This is a genomic window from Janthinobacterium violaceinigrum, from assembly GCF_009208555.1.
Classification (GTDB): domain Bacteria; phylum Pseudomonadota; class Gammaproteobacteria; order Burkholderiales; family Burkholderiaceae_D; genus Janthinobacterium; species Janthinobacterium violaceinigrum.
The window spans coordinates 1-20,275 of the sequence record NZ_WFLI01000036.1; the positions used below are offsets into that span (position 1 = coordinate 1).

14 protein-coding genes and 1 riboswitch are annotated in these 20,275 nt (G+C 66.8%); of the genes, 5 read left to right on the forward strand and 9 right to left on the reverse strand.

Annotation, left to right across the window (positions count from 1 at the left end):
- The 4 genes from GCN75_RS23155 to GCN75_RS23170 form a co-directional block, all read right to left on the reverse strand.
- The coding region (locus GCN75_RS23155) for a type I polyketide synthase (protein ID WP_152284487.1) at positions 1–4,126 on the reverse strand (4,126 nt) is incomplete at its 3' end.
- The gene (locus tag GCN75_RS23160; RefSeq protein ID WP_193317617.1) at positions 4,113–5,624 is read right to left on the reverse strand and encodes a flavin monoamine oxidase family protein; all 1,512 of its coding nucleotides are present in this window, start codon (positions 5,622–5,624) and stop codon (positions 4,113–4,115) included. The genes GCN75_RS23155 and GCN75_RS23160, both read right to left, overlap by 14 nt.
- Before the next feature lie 8 nt (positions 5,625–5,632).
- Complete coding sequence (locus tag GCN75_RS23165) at positions 5,633–7,471, reverse strand: non-ribosomal peptide synthetase (RefSeq protein ID WP_152284489.1); 1,839 nt, start codon at positions 7,469–7,471, stop codon at positions 5,633–5,635.
- Positions 7,449–8,666: a thioesterase domain-containing protein gene (locus GCN75_RS23170; protein ID WP_193317618.1), complete on the reverse strand. Its 1,218-nt coding sequence runs from the start codon at positions 8,664–8,666 to the stop codon at positions 7,449–7,451. Before GCN75_RS23170 ends, GCN75_RS23165 begins: the two co-directional genes overlap by 23 nt.
- 171 nt (positions 8,667–8,837) lie before the next feature.
- Here GCN75_RS23170 and GCN75_RS23175 point away from each other — a divergent pair, with 171 nt between their 5' ends.
- Both GCN75_RS23175 and GCN75_RS23180 read left to right on the forward strand, forming a co-directional pair.
- Entirely contained in the window at positions 8,838–10,415 is a 1,578-nt protein-coding gene (locus GCN75_RS23175; protein WP_152284491.1) for a hypothetical protein, read from the forward strand.
- On the forward strand, positions 10,412–11,137 hold the full coding sequence (locus GCN75_RS23180) for an SDR family oxidoreductase (protein ID WP_226941528.1): 726 nt from the start codon (positions 10,412–10,414) through the stop codon (positions 11,135–11,137). The genes GCN75_RS23175 and GCN75_RS23180 overlap by 4 nt, the downstream gene beginning before the upstream one ends.
- Before the next feature lie 16 nt (positions 11,138–11,153).
- Here the strand turns inward: GCN75_RS23180 and GCN75_RS23185 are convergent, their stop codons facing one another.
- The gene (locus GCN75_RS23185; RefSeq protein WP_152284492.1) at positions 11,154–11,903 is read right to left on the reverse strand and encodes a 4'-phosphopantetheinyl transferase family protein; all 750 of its coding nucleotides are present in this window, start codon (positions 11,901–11,903) and stop codon (positions 11,154–11,156) included.
- A 99-nt stretch (positions 11,904–12,002) separates the two neighbouring features.
- Positions 12,003–12,629, reverse strand: a complete 627-nt coding sequence (locus GCN75_RS23190; RefSeq protein WP_152284493.1) for a TetR/AcrR family transcriptional regulator — start codon at positions 12,627–12,629, stop codon at positions 12,003–12,005.
- Positions 12,630–12,696: 67 nt separating this feature from the next.
- Here GCN75_RS23190 and GCN75_RS23195 point away from each other — a divergent pair, with 67 nt between their 5' ends.
- From GCN75_RS23195 to GCN75_RS23205, 3 genes are all read left to right on the forward strand, one after another.
- Complete coding sequence (locus GCN75_RS23195) at positions 12,697–13,215, forward strand: DUF2867 domain-containing protein (RefSeq protein WP_152284494.1); 519 nt, start codon at positions 12,697–12,699, stop codon at positions 13,213–13,215.
- A 91-nt stretch (positions 13,216–13,306) separates the two neighbouring features.
- Positions 13,307–13,918, forward strand: coding sequence for a nicotinamide riboside transporter PnuC (pnuC, locus tag GCN75_RS23200; protein WP_152284495.1), 612 nt, complete (start codon positions 13,307–13,309; stop codon positions 13,916–13,918).
- Entirely contained in the window at positions 13,918–14,454 is a 537-nt protein-coding gene (locus GCN75_RS23205) for an AAA family ATPase (protein ID WP_152284538.1), read from the forward strand. The genes pnuC and GCN75_RS23205 overlap by 1 nt, the downstream gene beginning before the upstream one ends.
- Here GCN75_RS23205 and GCN75_RS23210 read toward each other — a convergent pair.
- The 3 genes from GCN75_RS23210 to GCN75_RS23220 all read right to left on the reverse strand — a co-directional run bounded on the left by GCN75_RS23210 (position 14,451) and on the right by GCN75_RS23220 (position 20,143).
- On the reverse strand, positions 14,451–16,394 hold the full coding sequence (locus tag GCN75_RS23210; RefSeq protein WP_193317619.1) for an alpha/beta hydrolase family protein: 1,944 nt from the start codon (positions 16,392–16,394) through the stop codon (positions 14,451–14,453). The genes GCN75_RS23205 and GCN75_RS23210 overlap by 4 nt on opposite strands.
- A gap of 164 nt (positions 16,395–16,558) precedes the next feature.
- Positions 16,559–18,736 carry a TonB-dependent siderophore receptor gene (locus GCN75_RS23215; protein ID WP_152284497.1) on the reverse strand — a complete coding sequence of 726 codons (2,178 nt, stop codon included), beginning with the start codon at positions 18,734–18,736 and terminating at the stop codon, positions 16,559–16,561.
- Between the two features lie 85 nt (positions 18,737–18,821).
- Positions 18,822–18,919, reverse strand: a riboswitch (TPP riboswitch).
- Positions 18,920–18,985: 66 nt separating this feature from the next.
- Positions 18,986–20,143: an iron-containing alcohol dehydrogenase gene (locus GCN75_RS23220; RefSeq protein ID WP_152284498.1), complete on the reverse strand. Its 1,158-nt coding sequence runs from the start codon at positions 20,141–20,143 to the stop codon at positions 18,986–18,988.
- Positions 20,144–20,275 lie beyond the last annotated feature (132 nt).

The following is a 20,275-nucleotide window of genomic DNA, read 5'->3' on the forward strand; positions in this document are numbered from 1 at the left end:
GGCTGGCGGCGATGCTGCCGTCGGCCAGCCCTGCTGGCTGCGCGCGCACGGCGATGGCAGCGGCAGCGATGGCGCCGCCGCCGGCGTCGCTGTCCACCCAGCTGACGTCGAGCGCCGGCAGTTCGCTGCGCAAGTTCGTTGCCAGCGCCTGCGCCAGTGCGCGGCGCGTGTGCGCGGCTTCGTCATCGGCATGGATGGCGATCTCGGCGAGACATAGCTGCAAGGGCTGGCCCGGCTGCCGGTCCAGCAGCACTTGCAGCGCCTGGCGCCAGCTGCCCACCCAGCGTGCCAGCGCGGCGGCATCGGCCGGCTGCGGGTGGGCCGGGTCCAGCAAGATCAGGATGGTGCGCAGCGGGGCCGCAGCCGATTCCGCGCCATGCAGCCTGCCATCGGCATCCCACTGGGCATGGCGGGTATGCACGTCGGCTTCGGCCAGCCATTGCACGCATGCGGCGGGCAAGGTGCTGCTGGCTGCGGCGGCCACCAGCCATTGTTCGCCGGCTGCCGCGCGGGCCGGCTCGCCCGCAGGGACAGGGTGCGCGACCCAGTCGACCGCATGCAGCGGCAGGGGGGCAGGCACGTCCGGCGCGCCCAGGCCCAGGGCCGCGCAGCTGACTTCGCCCAGCACGCCGATGCAGCGGCCCTGCTCGGAATACAGCCGCAGTTCGCCATCGAGGAAGCCGGCGGGCGCTGGCCGCAGCACGGCCTGGCAGAAAATGGTGGCATTCCAGAGCGCGCCGGCGTCGAACCAGGCGCTGCCGACCGAGACCGGCACATAGGCCTGCGCCGCATCGCCGGCGCAGATGCCCAGGGCATGCAGGCAGTTGTCGAGCAGGGCCGCATGCCACAGGGGCAGGCTGGCCGCGGGCGCGTCCGGCGGCAGGATGCGGACCCATAGCTCGCCGTCCGATACCCGGTGGCTGGCCTGTACCCGCTGGAACAGGGGACCGTAGCTTACGCCGTGCTCGCGGTAGTGTGCATAGAAGGGCGCGGCATCGTCCCACCGCGCCGCCGCGCCCGGAGCGTCCGCGCCGTCGGGGCGCTGCGCCGCGCTCCAGCAGGCGCGCACTTCCGCGTGCAGCGCCCGCGCCTGTGCGGGCGCGCTGTAGCGCAGCTGATACGCCTGCCTGGCATCGGGGCCGCCGATTTCCACCGTCAGCGGGGTAGCGGTGTCGGCCGCCAGCGCCAGCGGCTGGTGGATCAGCAGATCCTGCAGCGTCAATTGCGGCGCGGCGGCGCCTGCCGCCTGCGGCAGCCAGCGTTGCGCCAGGCTGAAGGCGCTGGACAGGTAGTACATGCCGGGCAGGACGGCAGCGCCATGGATGACGTGCTGCTGCAGCCAGCTGTCGTCGGCCTGGGGATCAAGGCTCAGTTCATGGCGTATCGCCAGCGCCGCGACCGGCGGCACTGGCGCCGTTGCGGCGGCACCCTGGACGGGCAGGCTGGCATGCCACGAGGCCGGCTGGAAGTGCTCGCGCTGGAATGGATACAGCGGCAGGCCGTCCTGCACCGGATGTTTCTCCTGGGCGGCGAATTGCTGCATCGCCTGGCGTGGATCGAGCGCGCCCTGTTCGTTCAGGATGCCCATTGCGCGCAGCACGGTGGGGACGTCGTCGTGGCGAATATCCAGGCTGGGCAGGCAGGGGATGGCGCGGCCGGCCAGGCGCGCGGCGCTGGCGGCCAGCGGGGTCAGCACGGCGCGCGGGCCGATTTCCAGCACCAGGTCCGGCGCGTCCGCCAGCAGGCGCGCGATGGCGCCGGCAAAGTCGACGGGCGTTTGAATCTGCCCGCTCCAGTAGCGCAGCTGGTCGACGCCGTGTTCCAGCGCGGCCGGATCGTCACTGTCCACCGAGCTGTAAAACCGGATGGCGGCGCTTGGCGCGCGCAGCGCCGGCGCCATCGCCGCACAGCTGGCAGTGAACTGTTCTGCCGCCGGCGCCATCAGCGGCGTATGGAAGGCGCCCCGGGTGGCCAGCGGCGTGCAAACCAGGCCGCCGTCCGTGGCGGCCTGGGACAGTTGCGCGAGCGCCGCAGCGTGGCCCGCCACCACCACCGATTGCGGGCCGTTGCGCACGGCGATCCAGAGCGCCGGTTCCGCGGCGCAGATGCGTTCGAGCAGTGGCGCCAGCTGCTGCGGCGTGGCGGCCACGGCCAGCATGGCGGAGTCGCTGGCGGCGCAGGCCGCCTCCATGGCGTCGGCCCTGGCCAGCAGCATGCGCACGGCCACGTCGAAGTCCATCACGCCGGCCACGCAGGCCGCGGCGTATTCGCCAACGCTGTGGCCCAGCACCGCTACCGGCCGCAGGCCCAGCGCACGCCAGAATTCGGCCAGCGCATACTCGATCAGGAACAGCGACAGCTGGGCGCTGCGCTGACGTTCGCGTCCGCTCGGCTGGCGCAGCTCGGCGGCGCCGGCAAACAGGGTGTCGAGGATGGGCGTAGCATCGCCCGCCAGGCGGTCGAGGCGGGCGGCCAGCGGATCGAGCAGCGAGCGGAACAGGGTGTTTTGCAGGTACAGCTGGCGCGCCATGTTGGTGTACTGGCTGCCCTGGCCGGTGAACATGAGGGCGACCCTTGCCTTGGCCGGGCGCGCCCGCAGCGGCGTGTCCAGGCGCCGCAGCAGCTGCGCCGCCAGATCGGCGGCATTGTCGCCGGTGACGCACAGGCGCGCCTGGTTCCACAGCTGCCGATGGAACAGCGCATGGTGGCAGACGGCCGCGGCGGCTGGCGCATCCGCGCGCGCCAGCCAGCCGGCATAGTACTGCACCAGCGCCTGCAGTGCGTCGGTGCTGCGGGCCGACAGCTGCAGCAGCTGCGGGCCGTCTGTCATGGCCGGCGCCGGCGTATGGCCGGTTTCGCCGAGCAGCACGTGCGCATTGCTGCCGCTCATGCCGAAGGAGCTGACGCCGCCGATGCGGCGGCTGTCGCCGGGCCAGGCCAGCGCTTGCGCGGGCAGGACGGCATGCGGCAGGGCGCTGGCGACGGCTTCGTCGATGTCGTGCGCATGGCAGTGCGGCGCGATGCGGCGCTGATGCAGGCACAGCGCCATCTTGATGATGCCGGCAATGCCGGCGGCGCCTTCGCAGTGGGCGATGTTGGCCTTGGCGGCGCCGAGGAACAGGGGCGTGTCGCGCTGGCCGAAGACCTCGCCCAGCGCGGCCAGTTCGATGCGGTCGCCCAGTTCCGTGCCGGTGCCGTGGGTTTCGATGTGCGATACCTGTTCCGGCGTCAGGCCGGCGTCGCGCAGCGCCTGTTCCATCAGGCGCCGCTGGGCGCTCTTCGATGGCGCGGTGATGCCGTTGCTGCGGCCGTCGCTGTTGATGGCGCTGCCGAGCACATGGGCGTACGCGCGCATGCCGCGCGATGCCGCTTCGGCGGCCGGCAGCAGCACGATGGCGCCGACGCCTTCGCCGCGCGAGAAGCCGTCGGCATGGCGCGTGAACGGCTTGCAGCGGCCGTCGGCCGCCAGCATGCCGGCAGCGGCGAGGTCGGCGCTGTAGTCGTGCGCCAGGATCAGCGACACGCCCGCCACGATGGCCATGCCGCAGCGCCCTTCGCGCAGCGCTGAAACGGCCTGGTGCAGCGCCACCAGCGACGATGAACAGGCCGTGTCGACCACCAGGCTGGGGCCTTCCAGCCCGAAATGGTAGGACAGCCGGCCGGCCGCCATGCTGCCCAGCGCACCGCGGCTCAGGTAGCCGTTATAGTCGCCGCTGGCGGCCATGCGCCGGCCGAAGTCGCTGGTGCTGACGCCGACAAACACGCCGCATGGCTTGCCGCGCAGCGCTGCCGGATCGAGGCCGGCATCCTCGAGCGCGTGGTAGGCGCATTCGAGCAGAAGGCGGTGCTGCGGGTCCATGTAGGCGGCTTCCTTGGGCGCGATGCCGAAGCTGCCGGCGTCGAACAGCCACGGCGAGCGCCGCAGATAGCCGCCGTGGCGGGCGGCGGCGGCCAGGCCGTCGCGGGTGGCGCTGTCGAAGCGCTCGGCCGGCAAGGCGCCCGTGGCGTCGACGCCATGCATCAGCACGTGCTCGTAGCCGGCCAGGGTGTCGGCCGGGCCGGGCAGCTCGCAGGCCATGCCGACGATGGCGATGTCGCACGGGGAGGGGAGGTTAATGGCGTTCATGGTCAGATCCTTGATGGGAGGAAGTCGCGGCTGCCGGCAGCGCCTGCAGCACGCGCTGGGCCGAGCGCAGCGCGCCTTCGAAAAAGCCCTGGAAGTCGGAATAGGCTTCGCCGCAGATATGCACCTGCGGCGCGCGGCCGTCCTGGCCGATGGCGAACGCGGCCAGGGTTTGCATGACCTGTTCCGAATCGCGCCCCGGTTTCCAGAAATGCACGCCGGCACCGAAAGGCGCCGCGCTCCAGTCGCACAAACCCCATTCGAGCAGGTGCGGCTCGTCGTCGCGGCCAAAGGTCTGCTGCAGGGTGCGCACCAGCGCCTGGCGCAGGCGCGGGTCGCCGCTGCGTACCGGCCGGTCCTTGTGGGGGAAGCGCGCGCCTGGCGCGTCGCTCAGGTTGGCCCAGTAATGGCACCACGGGTCGTCGTTGTAAAACATCGCCAGGCCGTAGGCTTCGGGCTTGTCCGGATGCGATTCGAAGTGGGCGGCGCGGGTCGTGGCGCCTTCGCCGCTGCCGGGCGCAGCGCCAGGCGCCCACCAGGGATCGGCCATCACGCATGAGGCCCAGACGATGGGAAAGCACAGCACGGCGTCCAGGCAGGCCTGCACGGGCGCGGGCAGCGAGGGAGCCAGCGATTCCAGAGGGCTGCGCGGCAGGGCCAGGATCAGGCGCCGGGTGCGCAAGGCCACGGGCGCGCCCGCATGCCGCAGCTGCAGATCGAGTTCGCCATCGGCGCGTTCGCCGAAGGCCAGCAGCTGGTGGCCCACGTGGATGCCGACGCCGGCCGCGCGCACGGCCTGTTCGGCCACATCGATCAGCGCCTGCATGCCGCCGTGCGGAATGTACGAGGGGCGCTGCATCAGGCGCATGTCGAGCAGCTGGCAGATCCAGTCGGCCGCATTGGGATTCTGGTTCTTGAAGTTGTAGAACGCGCCTTTTTCGCGCGTGAATTCGACGGCTTCATGGCTCAGCACCTCGGCCAGCACGTTCCACATGCCCTGCCGGTACAGCGGACATCCGCCAAACTGCGCCAGGCGGCGCAAGCGGGCCTTGTCGGCGGCGCGGCCCGGGCGGTCCAGCCGGTCGGCGGCCAGCGGCCACTGGTCGCCAAGGACTTGCGCGATGCCGTGCCACAGCAGCGCCCAGGCGACGTCGCCGCCGGCGGCCTGCTGCACCACGGCACGTTCGGCGGGCGTCAGCCGCGCGTTGTCCGGGCGGATGGCCGAGCAGGCCTCGTGCGACGTGATGGGGGTGACGGCGAGCCCCAGCTGCCGCACAAAGTCGTCCATCAGGGGCTGCAGGTCCGGTTCGATGCGCACCGCGCCGAATTCGGCGCGGAACTCGCCGTCCAGCATGGGTTCGGTCTGCACGCGGCCGCCCACCGCTTCCAGCGCTTCGAACAGCTCGATGCGCAATTCCGGCTGGCGCCGCTTGAGCTGCAGCGCCAGGTACAGGCCCGTGATGCCGCCGCCGATGATGCAGATATCGCTGCTGGTTTGCATGCTCATCCTTATGCCATGGCGTGGTCGGCGGACGCGGCGCTGTCATGCTGCCGCGCGGCGATGGCTTGCGCCAGCAATTCCAGCGTGAAGAATTCAAACAGTTCTTCGGCACGCAGGCGCACGCCGAAGTCCGTGCTGACGCGCAGCGCATACATCTGCACGCCGAGCGAATCGAGGCCCAGTTCGGCAAACGGCAGGTCGTGCTCGAGGGCGGCGCCGGGCGTGCCCAGCGTGTCGGCCAGGGCTGCTGCCAGCCGGTCTATGCAGGCGGTTGCCGGCGCCGCTGCCGGCGCCGGCGCGGCCTCGCCGCCGAACATGGCTTGCAGGGATTTGCGGTCCGCCTTGCCGCTCAGCGCCTGGCGCGGGATCTCGCGCAGCGGCAGGTATTGCTTGGGCAGCCAGGCAGGGGGCAGGGAGCGGGCGGCATGGGCGGCCAGCGCGTCGAGCCAGCGGACGTCGGCCTCGGCGCCCGCCCGGGGCACCAGCGCCGCGACCAGGCGCGTCCCCGCCAGCAGGGCAGTGACGTCGTCTAGCAGCCCGGAGTCGAGCAGCACGGCTTCGATTTCCGCCAGCTCGACCCGCTGGCCGTTGACCTTGACCTGGTCGTCGACGCGGCCGATGCAATGCAACTGGCCCGTGGCGTCGACGCGGCAGACGTCGCCGGTCAGGTACAGGCGACGGTACAGCTCCGTGGATTCGGGTTCGGATAGCGGATTCGGAATGAATTTGCGCGCGGTTTCGGCGGCATCGTTGACGTAGCCGTTGGCCAGGGCGGCGCCGCTGATGCACAGTTCGCCTTCGAGGAAGGGACTGAGCCGGTGCACCAGGCCGTCACCGTCGCGCAGGTAGAAGCGCGTGTGCGGCACGGGTTCGCCTATCGGCAGCGAATCGGCGGGCTGGCCGTCATAGCGCCAGGCGCTGGCCATGATGGTTGCTTCGGTGGGGCCGTAGACGTTATAGATGCCGGCGGCCGGCAGCAGCGCGCTGGCGCGTGCGGCCAGCGCCGGCCGGAAGACCTCGCCGCCGACGCACATGGCGCGCATGGAGGTGCAGCGCTCCACGCCCGGCGTCTGCAGGATCAGGCCGAGCATGGTGGGCACGGTGGTCATGTGGGTTGCCTGGTGGCGCTCGATGGCGTCGACGATGCGGTCGCCGTCGATATTGCGCTCGCCGCCCAGGAAGGCGATGCGGGCGCCGACCATCAGCGGCGCCATCAATTCATGCATCGACGGGTCGAAGCACGGATGTATGCTTTGCAGCCAGCAGTCGCCGGCCTGGACGTTCAGGTAGCGCACGATCCAGCTGAAATGGTTGTAGGCGGCCGCGTGCGAGACCGCGACGCCCTTCGGCTGGCCCGTCGACCCCGAGGTGAAGATGATGTACAGGGGCGCCGTCACCGGCACGGGCGGCGCCATGTCGGCATTGGACAGGCCGAGGGCGTCGTGCTCGGCCTGCGCGCACGGCAGCACGCTCAGCGTGGTCTCGGCCGCCATGCGGCGCTCGCTCAGTGCCGTCAGCAGCAGGCGCACGCCGGCCTGCTGGGCGATGCGCTGCAGGCGTTCGGTCGGACATTCGATATCCACGGGCACGTACACGGCGCCGCACTTGGCCAGCGCCAGCAGCAGCAGCGTCCGGCTTGGCTCATGCGCGCTGCAGACGGCGACGCTTTCCCCCGGCCGGACTTGATGTACCGCCTGCAGCAGGCGCGCCAGGCGATTGGCGCGCGCATTGAGTTCGCCATACGATACGGTGCTGCTGGCCGAGCACAGCGCCGGCAGCGCGGGCGTCAGGCGGGCCTGACGCTCGACCAGCTGGTGCGGATATTCAGGAGTGTAGGATGTGCTCATGGTTGGACTCTCGGTGCGTTTGTATCAGTTGGGCCAGGCTGTCGGCATGGGGCTCGGCCAGCATGGAAAAATGGTTGCCGGGGACTTCGATGCCCGGCTGGCGGTAGGCCAGGGCGGCTGCGTTCCAGCTGGCGATGAACGGCTGCCGGGCATGCAGGCGCAGGCAGCTGGCGCCGTCGGTGCCGCCCGGCGTGGGCCGGTAGCGCTGCAGCAGGGCCAGGCAGGCGTTGCGGTTGCTTAACACTTCATCGATGCGGCCCTTGGGCATGCGCTGCGCGATGCGCGCCGCCAGCTCGCCGGCGTCCAGCCGGCCGGCGACCTGCTGCTCGGACATTTCGGGATGCAGGGCCAGAAACAGGGTCAGCATTTCGTTGTCGGCGTCGCTCTGGCGGTCGCGCGCGGCCATGGCCAGCGAAGGGTCCAGCAGCACCACCTGTTCGACCTGCTTGCCGACGCTGCGTAGTATCAGCGCCATTTCGGCCGCGACGATGGCGCCGAAGGAATGGCCGCCGATGCGGTAGGCCGCCGCGGGCGCAGTGCTCAGCAGCAGCCTCACGTAGTGCGCCGCCAGGGTCTGTATGCTGGACTGGCGGCGGCCGGCCTGCCGCAGGCTGAATGCATACACGCGGCAATTCAGGCGGGCTGCCAGCGCGGCAAACGGGGCGGCGCTGCCGTCGGCGCCATGCACCAGGTACAGCGGCGGCTGCGGCGTGACGGCCCGCGGCAGGCCCAGCGCGCGCGACAGTTCGACGATCGATTCGGCTTCCAGCGTGTGCGCCAGGCTGGCGGCGGCCAGCTGCCAGGCTTGCTGCAGGGCCTGGCCGCCCGGCGCGCCGCGGATGCTCCAGTCGTCATTCGGCAGCGGGTCGGACGGCGCCAGTATCACGCTGCGCTGGGGCGCGCGGATTTCAATCCTGGCGAGCGTCAATGCCTGCGCCGGGCTGCAGGGAGCGCTGCCGGCCGCGGGCGCTTCGCACGCGTCCAGCAGCTGCCGCAGCCATGCCGAGGCATCGTCGCCGGCCGGTTTCAAGGGCAGTCCCGTCCAGTGCAGCAATATCTGCGTCCGGTGGCCGTAGATTTGCTGGCAGGCATGTAGCAGTGCCGCCAGCAGGCTCAGTTGTACTGGCTGGCCGTACAGCCGGGACATGTGCTGGCGCAGCTGTTGCAGCGTGTCGCGTGAAGATGGAGGACTCATGCGGGTGATCCAGTGTAGGCGGTTGGAGCGGGCCATTGGACTACAGATGGGGGCACCGTATAACTGGAGGAAATGACAGTTTCGGCGCGGGGGCGAGGTTTCTATACTTGTCCGCGATTCGCCCGTCGGCTGATGCCTGCGGCCCTGACCATGTCGCCTATGAGGAATTCAATGGAAACCCCAACCGTCTCTGCCACGCAAGCCATCCTGGACGATGTGCGCGCGTATTTGCAGAGCAAAAGCAATCTGCCCGTCACCGAGGAACACGCTACTACCAAGCTGCTGGCCAAGTCGTTTGACGAGGAAGAAATCCGCCATCGCCGCGCCGCGTTTGCCACCAATGGCGAGATCGACTGTACCGCGGTGCTGGCGAATTACGAGTTATTGCATGGTATTAAATACCTGGATCGCCTGATCAATAACAGCGGCCACGAGGTGCCGGCCCGCGCGGCCATCGCCATCTTCCGCGGCGCCGAGATTTGCCTGAACAACCTGGTGGTGCTGGCGCGCCGCATCACCGACGACGTCAAGCGCGGCCATATGGCCGATGCTTCGCTGAAGATCGGCTGGGCCAATCGTTTCCACGAAACCTTGTACAGCCTGTCGCAGCTGCTGGTGCAGGTGGACCAGGGCGGCCGGCAGGGCGACAGCATCAGCATCCGCGATTCGGTCGTATTCCAGGACTATCTGGTGCAGGCGGCCCGCATGCACGCCATCCTGCGGGCCGAGGCCACCGAGCAGCACAGCGACCTGGGCGACAAGGATCTCGACGATCCGCAGCGCTTCGTATTCTTCCACAGCTTCGTCAACAGCAATTATGAAGCGATCTGGCTCAGCGCGATGGAGCAGGTGCGCCTGCCCGGCGTGGTGCGCGAACCGGGCGAGGATGCCGGGACGTTCTATCAGCGCCTGATCCAGAATGACGAGGTGCGCGAAGCGGTCAACTGCGTCGACCTCAAGGACCCGACCTGCCTGATGCAGTTCCGCGCCTACCACCAGATCAGCGAAGTGCTGGTGGGCCTGGTCAATGAAGTGGCCAGCGAGATCATCGTGGCCTTGCTGGGCAACGAGCAGGCCACGTTCGGCGCGCACGCGCGCTCGCTGGCCCTGTGCAGCAAGCTGCTGCAGGTGGTGACCGACAATATCCGTCCCATCGTCCGCACGCTCAGCCCGAAAGCGTATTTCGCCATCCGTCCGGCGCTGGGCATCACCAGCGGCTCGCATTCGCACAACTTGCGCAAGGGGCTGTTCCTGACGATCTATCCGTCGCTGGTCAAGTCCCTGCGCCTGCAGCTGGCGGCGATGGACGAACAGCTGGCGGCCGACGACGAGCGGCTGCAGCAGATCGTGCTGGCGCTGCTGCAGCAGCACGGCGACCCGCGTGCCGACATCCTGCGCCAGGTGGTGTACATGCATCAGTACGTCCGTACCTGGCGCGACGAGCACATGCAGTTCGTCAAAACGCAGATCGGCGTCAGCCCCGAGGACATGACGCCTACCGCATCGATTTCGGGCGCCGAAAACGCGGCGGTGACGGCCAATGGCTTCCGCCAGGCGCACAAGAACGATCCGATCGCCCCCTTGTACCAGGCCCTGCTCGGCAAGTCGCCGATACCGCCGCTGCCTATCGTGCACAAGGGCGGCTTCGATGAATACATGGCGCATTTCACCGCCAATGCGGTGAAAGAAATGTACGCCGACGTGCAGGACCGCGCGCAGCGCAAGCGTCCCGCCAGGATGGCCAGTTGAGCGGCCTGCCGCTCGTGGTGGTGACCGGCGCCGGTTCCGGGATCGGCGCGGCGGTGGCGCGGCGATTCAGCGCCGCCGGCCATCCGCTGCTGCTGATCGGCCGCCGCAAGGCGGCGCTGGAGGCGCTGGACTTGCCGCAGTCCATCTGCGCCGCGCTGGACGTGGGCGACGCCATCGCGGCGCAGGACGCCGTGCGCCTGGCGGAGCAGCGCTACGGCGCCGTTGACTGCCTGGTCAACAGTGCCGGCGTCATGCGGCTGGCCGATGCTGCCGGGCAGGATGCGGCGGAGTTTGCCGAGATGCTCAATACCAACGTCGTCGGCAGCGTCAACCTGATTCAGTGCGTGCTGCCCGGCATGCTGCGCCAGCGGCGCGGCACGGTGTTCAATGTCAGCTCGATCGCCGGCCGCCAGGCGTTTCCCATGCATGCCGGCTATTGCGCCTCCAAGTTTGCCGTGCACGGCTACACGGCGGCACTGGGCCTGGACATGGCTGCGCACAATATTCGCGTCAGCACCGTCTCGCCCGGGGTCGTCGAGACGCCCCTGCTGCACAGCACCACCTCGGCGCCGGCGCGCGCCATGTTCGAGCAGTGGCTGGGCACGCTCGATTCCCTGCTCGCCCCGGAAGATGTGGCGGGCATCATCGCGTTTGCCTACCAGCTGCCGCAGAACGTGTGCATGCGCGAAATCTTCGTCACGTCCACCTCGCAGGGCTCCTAGCGGCGGTGCGGGGAAATCACACCCATCCCCGCCAGCCGCAGTGCGTGATGACGGTGTGTGCATCGAGCAAGTCGTAATAGACGCAAAACCGGGCGCCGACGTGCAGGCGTGGCGACAGCGCCTGGTCGATGCGAAACGCCAGGGTACGCCGGGCCTGGTCGAACGCGGTCAACGTGACGGCGCTGAAATCGAAGTAATAGCCGACCGTGGGAAAGGCGGCCTTGAAAAAGCTTTCCTTGGCAGAAAACACCACCGTCGCCAGAAACTCCAGGGTATTTGCACTGTTGAGCTGGAGCAGCAGGGCCAGCTCCGGCCCGCCAATCGCCGTGTTCAGCAATGCTTCGCGCATGTCCGCCCCGACTACCGCCTCGATGTCGATGCCGATGGCTTCGTGATGCCGGGCTGGCAGGGCGACCGCGGCGGCATAGCCGCCGGCGTGGCTGATGCTGCCTGCCACCCCGGCAGGCCACAGTGGCTGGCGCGACGGGCCGGTGCCGATCTGTCCGCCGGCGAGGTCCAGCCGCGCCAGCGCGGCGCGCGCCGCCAGCCGTCCGAAAAAATACTCCGCTTGCCGTTTCGGCACGCTGTGCGCGATAGCGGCGGGCAGGGCGATGCCATGTTCATGGAAGGCGGCGGCGCGGAAGGGATACGGCTGGTAATGAATGACGGTGATGGGCAGTGCGCCCCCGTCGCCGTCGCCCGCTTCGTGGATGAACGGCAGGGGAAGCTGCTGCGCCCCGGCCATGATCATTTCTGCACGCTTCATTGCACCCGCTCTTTCATGGAAATGGACATGGACTACCCGATTGCCGCCATCGCGCACGACATTGCCGCCCGTCGCCGCGACTGCGCAACGGGATGCCTGTCATGGCGTCCCATGCGGGGCCTGCTGCAGCGCCGCCACCGGCAACTGGAAGAAGCGCGGCACCATGGCGGGCGACAGCTCGTCGCCGCCGTCCGTCATGGCCAGCCGGCCGCTCAGCAGCAGCATCACGTAGCCGTGGCCCAGCGACCAGCCGGCGCTGGCGGCGGCCTTGTCCCAGCGCGCATCGAGGCCCGCTTCGCGCACGGCCGCGCCGGCCGTCTGCAGCACATAGTGAAAGCACGCCTGCGCCGCCTCCTGCAGGGCGGGAAACTGGCGCACGTCCTGGTGCTCGAACATCAGCCGGTAGTGGGCGGGCGCGGCCAGCGCGAATTCGATGTATTGCTGGCCCAGCAGCTGAAAACGCTGTTCGGCGGGCAGGCTGGCCGGCGGCGGCAGTTCCGCCTCCCACTTGGCGATCAGGCTGGCAAAGCCGGCCGCCGCCACGTGGGCCAACAGGGCTTCCTTGCTGGGGAAGTGGCGGTACACGGCGGCGATCGACACGCCCACCGTGCGCGCCAGTTCGCGCAGCGAGAGGGCGGCGTCGTGCTGCTGCGCCAGTTGCGCGATGGCGGTGGCGACCAGGGTGTCGCGCAGGTTGCCGTGATGATAGGTACTCGTTGTCGTCATTCGATGTTATCGCTGTTCACATTGTCGTGTATGATGGCCATGTTATCACTGAACACATGGAGAGCATATGCAAGAGATGAGCAACGTGGTACGCGCCGTGGCCTTGCCGCCCGGCGCCGGCATCGCCCCCTTGTATCCGGGCAGCAACCTGGCCGACGCGTACGCCGTGGGGTTGCCCACCGCGCAGGCGCGCCAGATGGACATGCAGAGCCTGGCGCGCCAGCTGCTGGGCAGCCAGCCGGGCTGGGCGCGCAGCCTGATGGTGCTGCGCGACGCCATCGTGGCGCGCTTCGGCATCCAGACGGCCAGGCAGCTGGAAGCGAAGCCAGGCAAGCGCATCGGCATCTTCCGCATCTATGCCGTCAGCGACGACGAGATCATCGTGGGCGAGGATGACAGCCACCTGGACTTCCGCCTGTCGGTGCTGCGCAACAGGGACGCGGGGCGGCATGGCAGCGTGACCGTGGCCAGCGTCGTGCACTGCCACAACTGGGTGGGGCGCGCCTACATCCTGCTGATCCGGCCTTTCCACAAGCTGATCGTGCGGCGTTCGCTGGCGCGCGCCGTCAGGCAAGGCTTTGCCTGAGCGGCCTGAGCAGGGAGCGTGACGGCGCGGGCAATCTTGCTTATTCATGGCCGGTATTGCATACTGCACCACCAGCCTCATCACGATTCCCATGAACGATACGCTTCTCCTGCTGGGTTTTGCCACCACGCCGCTTGAACTGATTTCCTTTGTCCTGGCACTGACAACCGTTGCGCTGAACATCCGCCAGAATCACTGGGCGTGGCTGTTCGCCATCATTTCTTCTGCCGCCTACGGTTTCGTGTTTTTCGAATCGCGCCTGTATGGCGACATGGCCTTGCAACTGCTGTTCATCAGCGTCTCGTTCTGGGGCTGGTACCAGTGGCTGCATCCGGCCAGCGGCGGCAAGACCCTGCCCGTCACGCGCCTCGATGGACGCGGCTGGCTGGCCTGCGCCGCGGGCTGGCTGATCGGCTTCCTGCTCATCGCCTGGCTGCTGACGACGACGGACACGGACGTGCCCCATGCGGACGGCTTCCTCACGGCCGGCAGCCTGGTGGGCCAGTTCCTGCTGTCGCGCAAAAAACTGGAAAACTGGATCGCCTGGATCATCGTCGACGTGCTGTACGTGTGGCTGTACGTGCACAAGGGCCTGACCCTGACGGCCGTGCTGTACGCCTTCTTCGTGGTCATGGCCATCATCGGCTTGCTGGCGTGGAAAAAATCGGCGCCAGCCGCGCCCGGCGCCATGGTCCTCAAGTGATGGCGCCTTTGGTGCGCGTGGCGATCCTGGGCGCGGAGTCGTCGGGCAAGTCGACCCTGGCGGCCGCCCTGGCCGAGCGCCACGGCACCGTCTGGGTGCCGGAATACTTGCGCGAGTTCGTCGAGACGCAGGGCCGGGTGCCCGTCGCAGCCGACCAGTTCGGCATTGCACGTATGCAAGTCGAGCGGGAAGCGGCCGCTGCCGCGCTAGCCCGCCATTTCCTGTTTTGCGACACGACGCCGTTGATGACGGTGGTCTACAGCCGCCATTATTTCAATGGCGCCGATGCGCCGCTGGCGGCGCTGGCCGATGCCCATCAATACGACGTGACCATCGTGACGGCGCCCGACAGCCCCTGGATACCAGATGGTTTGCAGCGCGAATCGGAAAGCGTGCGCCAGCTCATTCACTGCCGGCTGCTGGAGGAGCTGGCGGTGCGCCGGATCGCCTACCTGCTGGTCAGCGGTCCGCTCGCGCAGCGCCTGCAGCAGGTGGACGACTGGATGTCGGGCAGAGCGGCAGTCCTGCCGCGCTAGTGCTTGCCAATATGCTGGCTCAGGAATGCTTCCAGTTTCCGATACATCGCGGTGGCGTTACGGGTCTTGTAAAAGCCATGTCCCTCATCTTCCACCATCATCCATTCGGGCGGATTATTGGCGGCAATGAGTCCCTTGCGCATGAGTTCTGCCTGCACGGGCGGCGTGGTTTCATCCTTGTCGCCATGGATCAGCAACACCGGCACCTTGATCTGCCCTGCCAGCTGGCTCGGTGAAATGGCGTCGAGTTCGCGCGGGTTCTCGCCTACATAGTCCTGGAAGGCCCGCCGCACATGTTTGAGGCGGCGCGTGGTGGGTTCATCCTGCAGCAGCTTCAGTTCATACAGTCCCGCATAGCCGATTGCGCATTTGAAGACGCCGGGTGCGCGGATCGGCAGCATCATGGCCGCGTAGGCGCCGAAGCTGCCGCCATACGTGCAGACACGCTCGGCATCGACTTCGCCCTGCGCCACCACCGCCGCCAGGCCGTCGAGAATGTCGTCCTGGATCAGCGTTCCCCACTGCCGGTAGCCGGCGCGCCGGAAGCGCTCGCCCCGACCGCTCGAGCCACGATAATTGACCTGCAGCACAGCATAGCCGCGGCTGGCAAGGAATTGGGCATCGTGATCGAAATACCAGGTATCGGCGCTTTCATGTGGCCCGCCATGGGGCATCACCACCAGCGGCAGCTTGACGCCGGGCGCATGCCGGGGCATGGTCAGGTAGCCATGCAGTTCGAGGCCATCGCGTGCCTTGAAAGCAATTGGCCGGCGTGGCGCCATCTGTTCCGGATCTATGTCGGCCATGGTCGAATACAGCAGGTCGGCTTTGTTGCTGGCTTTGTGATACAGGTAATAACTGCCCGGATCGCGGTCGTTGACAACGGCAAACAGCAAGGTGGCGCCATCGTCCGTGAAATTGATGAAGTGAACATGATCGTCCGGGAACGCGGCGCTTAATTGCTGGTGCAGTCTGGCAGTATCGCTGCCAGCGTCGACGTACACGGTGCGTGGCCTGCCGATCTCGATTACGGCGGCAAATGGCGTGTTATCGGGCGCCCGCATGGCAGAGAAGGCGTCGCCGACGGCATCCTGCACCAGGACAGTTTGTTTTCCGCTGGCAAGTTCCTGGCGTATCAGCGAATGCGGGCCGTTATCGTTGTTCTGAAAGGCGAAAAACGCGCTGTCGTCCGGCGTGAACTGGAACGGAATGAAATTCCTGTCTTTTTGCATCGCATGCAGACGCCATTCGCTGCTGGCATCGTCATAGCGGTACAAGATGGGATCGCGCTCGTCGTTCCAGCCATAGGCAAAACGTGGCATCTGATTATTCTGCATGACGTAATCCATGCGCGGCGCGCCAATATTGGCGATCAGCTTGCGTACGCCTTGTCTGCTGTCTACGTCATACAGCATCGAGCGGTCGCGATCCCAGTCCTGGGTGGACAGGAAGACATGGCCCGTGCGCGGCAGAGGAACGGCACTGATATAGGCATAGCCTTGATCATCCTGATACTGTCCGCGGCTTGACGAGCGGAACATATCATAGCCATACAAATATTCCTGCTTGCTGCCGTCGAGGTCAAAGGCGAGGATTTCTCCCGTCGACATGGGTTTTTCGAGGGCGCCCTGTTCCTCACCCTTGCGCATGACGAGGCGCCGGTTGCTCAGCCAGAAGTAGTTCAGCGGCACTTCAAAGATACGCAGGCGCAGCGTACCGACCAGTTGCATCTCGGGCAGGCTGTAGACGCCGATGATGGGAACCATGCGTTCACCTTGGGGAACTTGCACTGTCACGGCCAAATGCTTGCCATCTGGCGAAAGCCGCAGGTTGCTGACGGCATCGCGCTTGGTGAAATGTTCGACGGGGATAATGTGCTCTGCCGACCAGGCGGCGCTGGTCGTCAAAGTCGAGAACAGGATGGCGAAGAGCAGGGGCAATGAGCGTGGCAGTGTAGGCATCGGCAAGATGGGTGGTTGCAAATAAAGATAACCATTGTAGCAATAAAATAAGTTCCTATTTGGAAATATTTTCAGCCTCTTGACCATCCTTGCCGCCGTCTCCTTGCCAGGCCCATTGCGCCCTGCATCAATCGTTAACGGGATTAAAAGTCGAACTGCGCCGAAACCTTGAACGTGCGGCTGGCGCCCGGGTACAGATAGCCATCCGATTCCGGCGTCACGTCGCGCCAGTAGAACTTGTCGGCCACGTTGTTGACGGCGGCGCGCAGCACGGCGCGCGTGCCGGCGATGCGCGTGGCGTAGGCGGCGCCCAGGTTGAACACGTTGTACGACGGCACGAAGGTCGTGTTGTTGTATTCAAACGCTTTCTTGCCCGCATATTCCCAGCTGCCATTGACGCTCAAGCCTGCCACCTGCTGCACGGCGTAGTCCGCATGCACGGCTGCCTTGAAGGCGGGCACGTTGGGCACGCGCTTGCCGTCGAGGTCTGCATTGCCCGTGCCCGACTGCTGGCTGTTCAGGGCCGTCACGGACGCGCCCAGGCTCAGGCTGGACGATGCCTTGCCCTGGGCCGACAATTCCAGGCCACGGTGCTGGGCCTGGCCTTCGCGCACGAAGTTGTAGGCGCTCTTGCTGCTGTCGACGTACTGGTTGAATTCCAGGCCCTTGCGGATCTGGAACAGGCTGGCCGCCACCATGAAGTCCGGCGCCACATCCATCTTCACGCCCACTTCAAGCTGCTTCGAGCGGCTGGGCGACAATTCCACGTTGGCGTTGACGGCCTTGCGGTCGGCCGTGCCGCCATGTTCCATGCCTTGCGAATAGGCCGCATACACGGACAGGTTGTCGAGCGGGGTGTAGACGAGCGAGACGTTGGGCAGCAGGAAATCGTGCTTGGCGCGGATTTCCGTATCGGCCTTCAATACGTACTGGTAGCCGTCGACATTGATATGGCGCAAGCCGCCATGCAGTTTCCAGTTCGGCGCCAGGCTGACGATGTCCTGCACGAAGACGGAGTTTTCCGTGTCCTTGCGCACCAGGCGCACGGGGCCCTGCACGCCCGTCGACATGTCGACGATCTGCGGGTGGTAGATGTTGCTCACGCCAGCCCAGTCGTACACGTACAGGCCGGCGCGGTCCTTGCGGCGGAAGGTCGAGACGCCGGCCGTGAATTCATGGCGCAGGGAACCGGTGGCGAACTTGCCCTGGATCATGGCTTGCGCGCTCAGCGGTTTCTTCGTCTCGCCCAGGCTGCGGTAGTCGTACACGTCGAAGTCGCCATTGCCGCAGAAGCCCGGGTACAGGTCTTGCGCGCTGCAGCCGTACGGGAAGGCCGTGTAGTCGTCGCGCTTGAACGAGTGCTGGTTGGCCGACAGGGTGGCGTGCCAGTCGTCGCTGAACGCGTACTGGAAGCGCAGGCCGAGATTGCTGGTGACGGTTTCCACGGGGCGCGTCCACGGCTGCAGGTTGAGCATGGCGTCGGCGCTGATGCCGGTTGGCAAGGTCGTGTTGTTCAGCAGCTGGAAGCCGGGCGCCGTCGCCTGCGCCTTGTCCTGGTAGTCGGCATCGATCTGCAGCAGCGCCTGCGGCGAGATTTGCCAGTCGAAGGCGCCGGAAATGAACTTGCGGTTGCCATCGGCGCCCTTGATGTAGGAGCGCAGGCGCTCGGCCGCCACGTTGATCCGGTAGCCGAAGCGCGTATCTTCCAGGCGGCCGCCCAGGTCGACGGCGCCGTACACGGTGCCCCGCTCGCGCGTTTCCACGGTGACCGTGCGCAGAGGGGCGGCGGTGGGGCGCTTGACGATGAAGTCGATCACGCCGCCCGGCGCGGCCACGCCTGCCTGCAAGCCGGCCAGGCCTTTCAGCACTTCGATGCGTTCCTTGTTTTCCAGCGGAATTTGCGTGTCGCCAGGAATGGCCACGCCATCCTTGCGGTAGCTGGAATTGTTGTCGAGCTTGAAGCCGCGGATGGAAAACTGTTCCGCATAGCCGACGGCGTTGTAGGCGTCGTTGATGCTGGTGTCGAGCTTGACGGCATCGCTGAGATTACGGATCTGCAAGTCCTGCATGTCTTTTTGCGAAATGACGGTGACGGACGCGGGCGTCTGCAGCAGCGGCGCGTCACTGAAGCCGCCCACGGATGCGCGCTTGGCGGCTGGCGCCTTGCTGGCCGTGACGATGACTTCGGTCATGCTCTGGGCTTGCGGATCGGCCGTTTCGGTGGTGTCATTCGTGGCAAAGGCGGGCGCGGCAAACGCGTGCAGGATCGCCAGGGTCAATACAGGACGGGAAAAATGCGCAGATAAATTCGGTGTGGACATAGATTGCTCGTGGTTCAAGCCGTCTCGGAAAAGAGCACGGCAGGCTGCTTGTTCGGCTGGCGCCAACGCAGGAGCTATCAAAGGAGGGAGGTACTTTGCGCTTTCCTTCGCTGGCATTATCCAGATCAGGTACGAAGGGTATCTCTCACCCGGATAACTGCTCCAGGACCCCTAGCGAAATGACAGCTTAGCATGAACCACGGCCGCCTGTCCCCCTGGCTGACCGTTTTACAACAGTGTCGCCCGTAACTACAGGCTCAGTTCCAGCACCTTGCGGCTGACGGCGGGCGTCACTTCGCGCTGTTCGCCCAGCGCCGTCATGCCGTGCGCTTCCAGCGCGGATACGACGGCGTCCACGCTGGCGTGGTTCAGGCCGTAGTCGGCCAGACGCGTCTTGACGCCCATGTGGCGGAAGAAGAATTCCGTGCGCGCGATGGCGGCTTCGATGCGGCCCTCCTCGTCGCCGCCGTCCAGGCCCCACACGCGGGCCGCGTATTGCAGCAGCTTGGCGCGCTTGGCCTGCTTGCGCACGCGCAGCATGCTGGGCAGGATGATGGCCAGGGTCTGCGCGTGGTCGAGTTCGTACAGGGCCGTCAATTCGTGGCCGATGGCGTGCGTGGACCAGTCCTGCGGCACGCCCACGCCGATCAGGCCGTTCAAGGCCAGGGTGGCGCTCCACATCACGTTGGCGCGCACGTCGTAGTCGTCCGGGTGCGACAGCGCTTTCGGGCCTTCCTCGATCAGGGTCAGCAAGATGCCTTCGGCGAAGCGGTCCTGCACGGACGCGTTCACCGGGTAGGTCAGATACTGTTCCATCACATGCGCAAACGCATCGACGACGCCATTGCCCACCTGGCGCAGCGGCAGGGTAAAGGTCTTCGACGGGTCCAACACGGAGAATTTCGGATACACCTTGCGGCTCATGAACGAGCGCTTTTCCTGCGTGGCCTTGCGCGTGATCACGGCCGAACCATTCATTTCGGACCCCGTGGCCGGCAAGGTCAGGACGGTGCCGAAGGGCAGGGCGGCCTCGACGATCTTGCCGCCTTTGGCCAGGATGTCCCACGCTTCGCCCTCGTGCAGGGTGGCGGCGGCGATGAACTTGGTGCCATCGACCACGGAGCCGCCGCCGACGGCCAGCAGGAAATCGATGCGCTCGCTTTTCACCACGGCCACGGCCTGCATCAGCGTTTCATAGCTGGGATTGGGCTCGATGCCGGCAAATTCCAGCACCGTATGGCCGGCCAGCGCCGCCTTGACTTCATCGTAGACGCCGTTCTGCTTGATGCTGCCGCCGCCGTAGGTCATCAGGACGCGCGCCTGTGGCGGAATCAGGCCGGCGATGGCGGCGATCTGGCCCTGGCCGAAGAGGATTTGCGTCGGATTGTAAAAGTCGAAATTGAACATGGGGCTCCTGCCGCTGAGGTTTAGGCTGTTGCTGAGCCATGATTATGGCCGAACGGGTGGAAACGTGTCGTGGACGCTTGAGCTTTTCGTCCGCGCGGTGGAGAATGCAGCCGATGTCACCACCACGCGAAA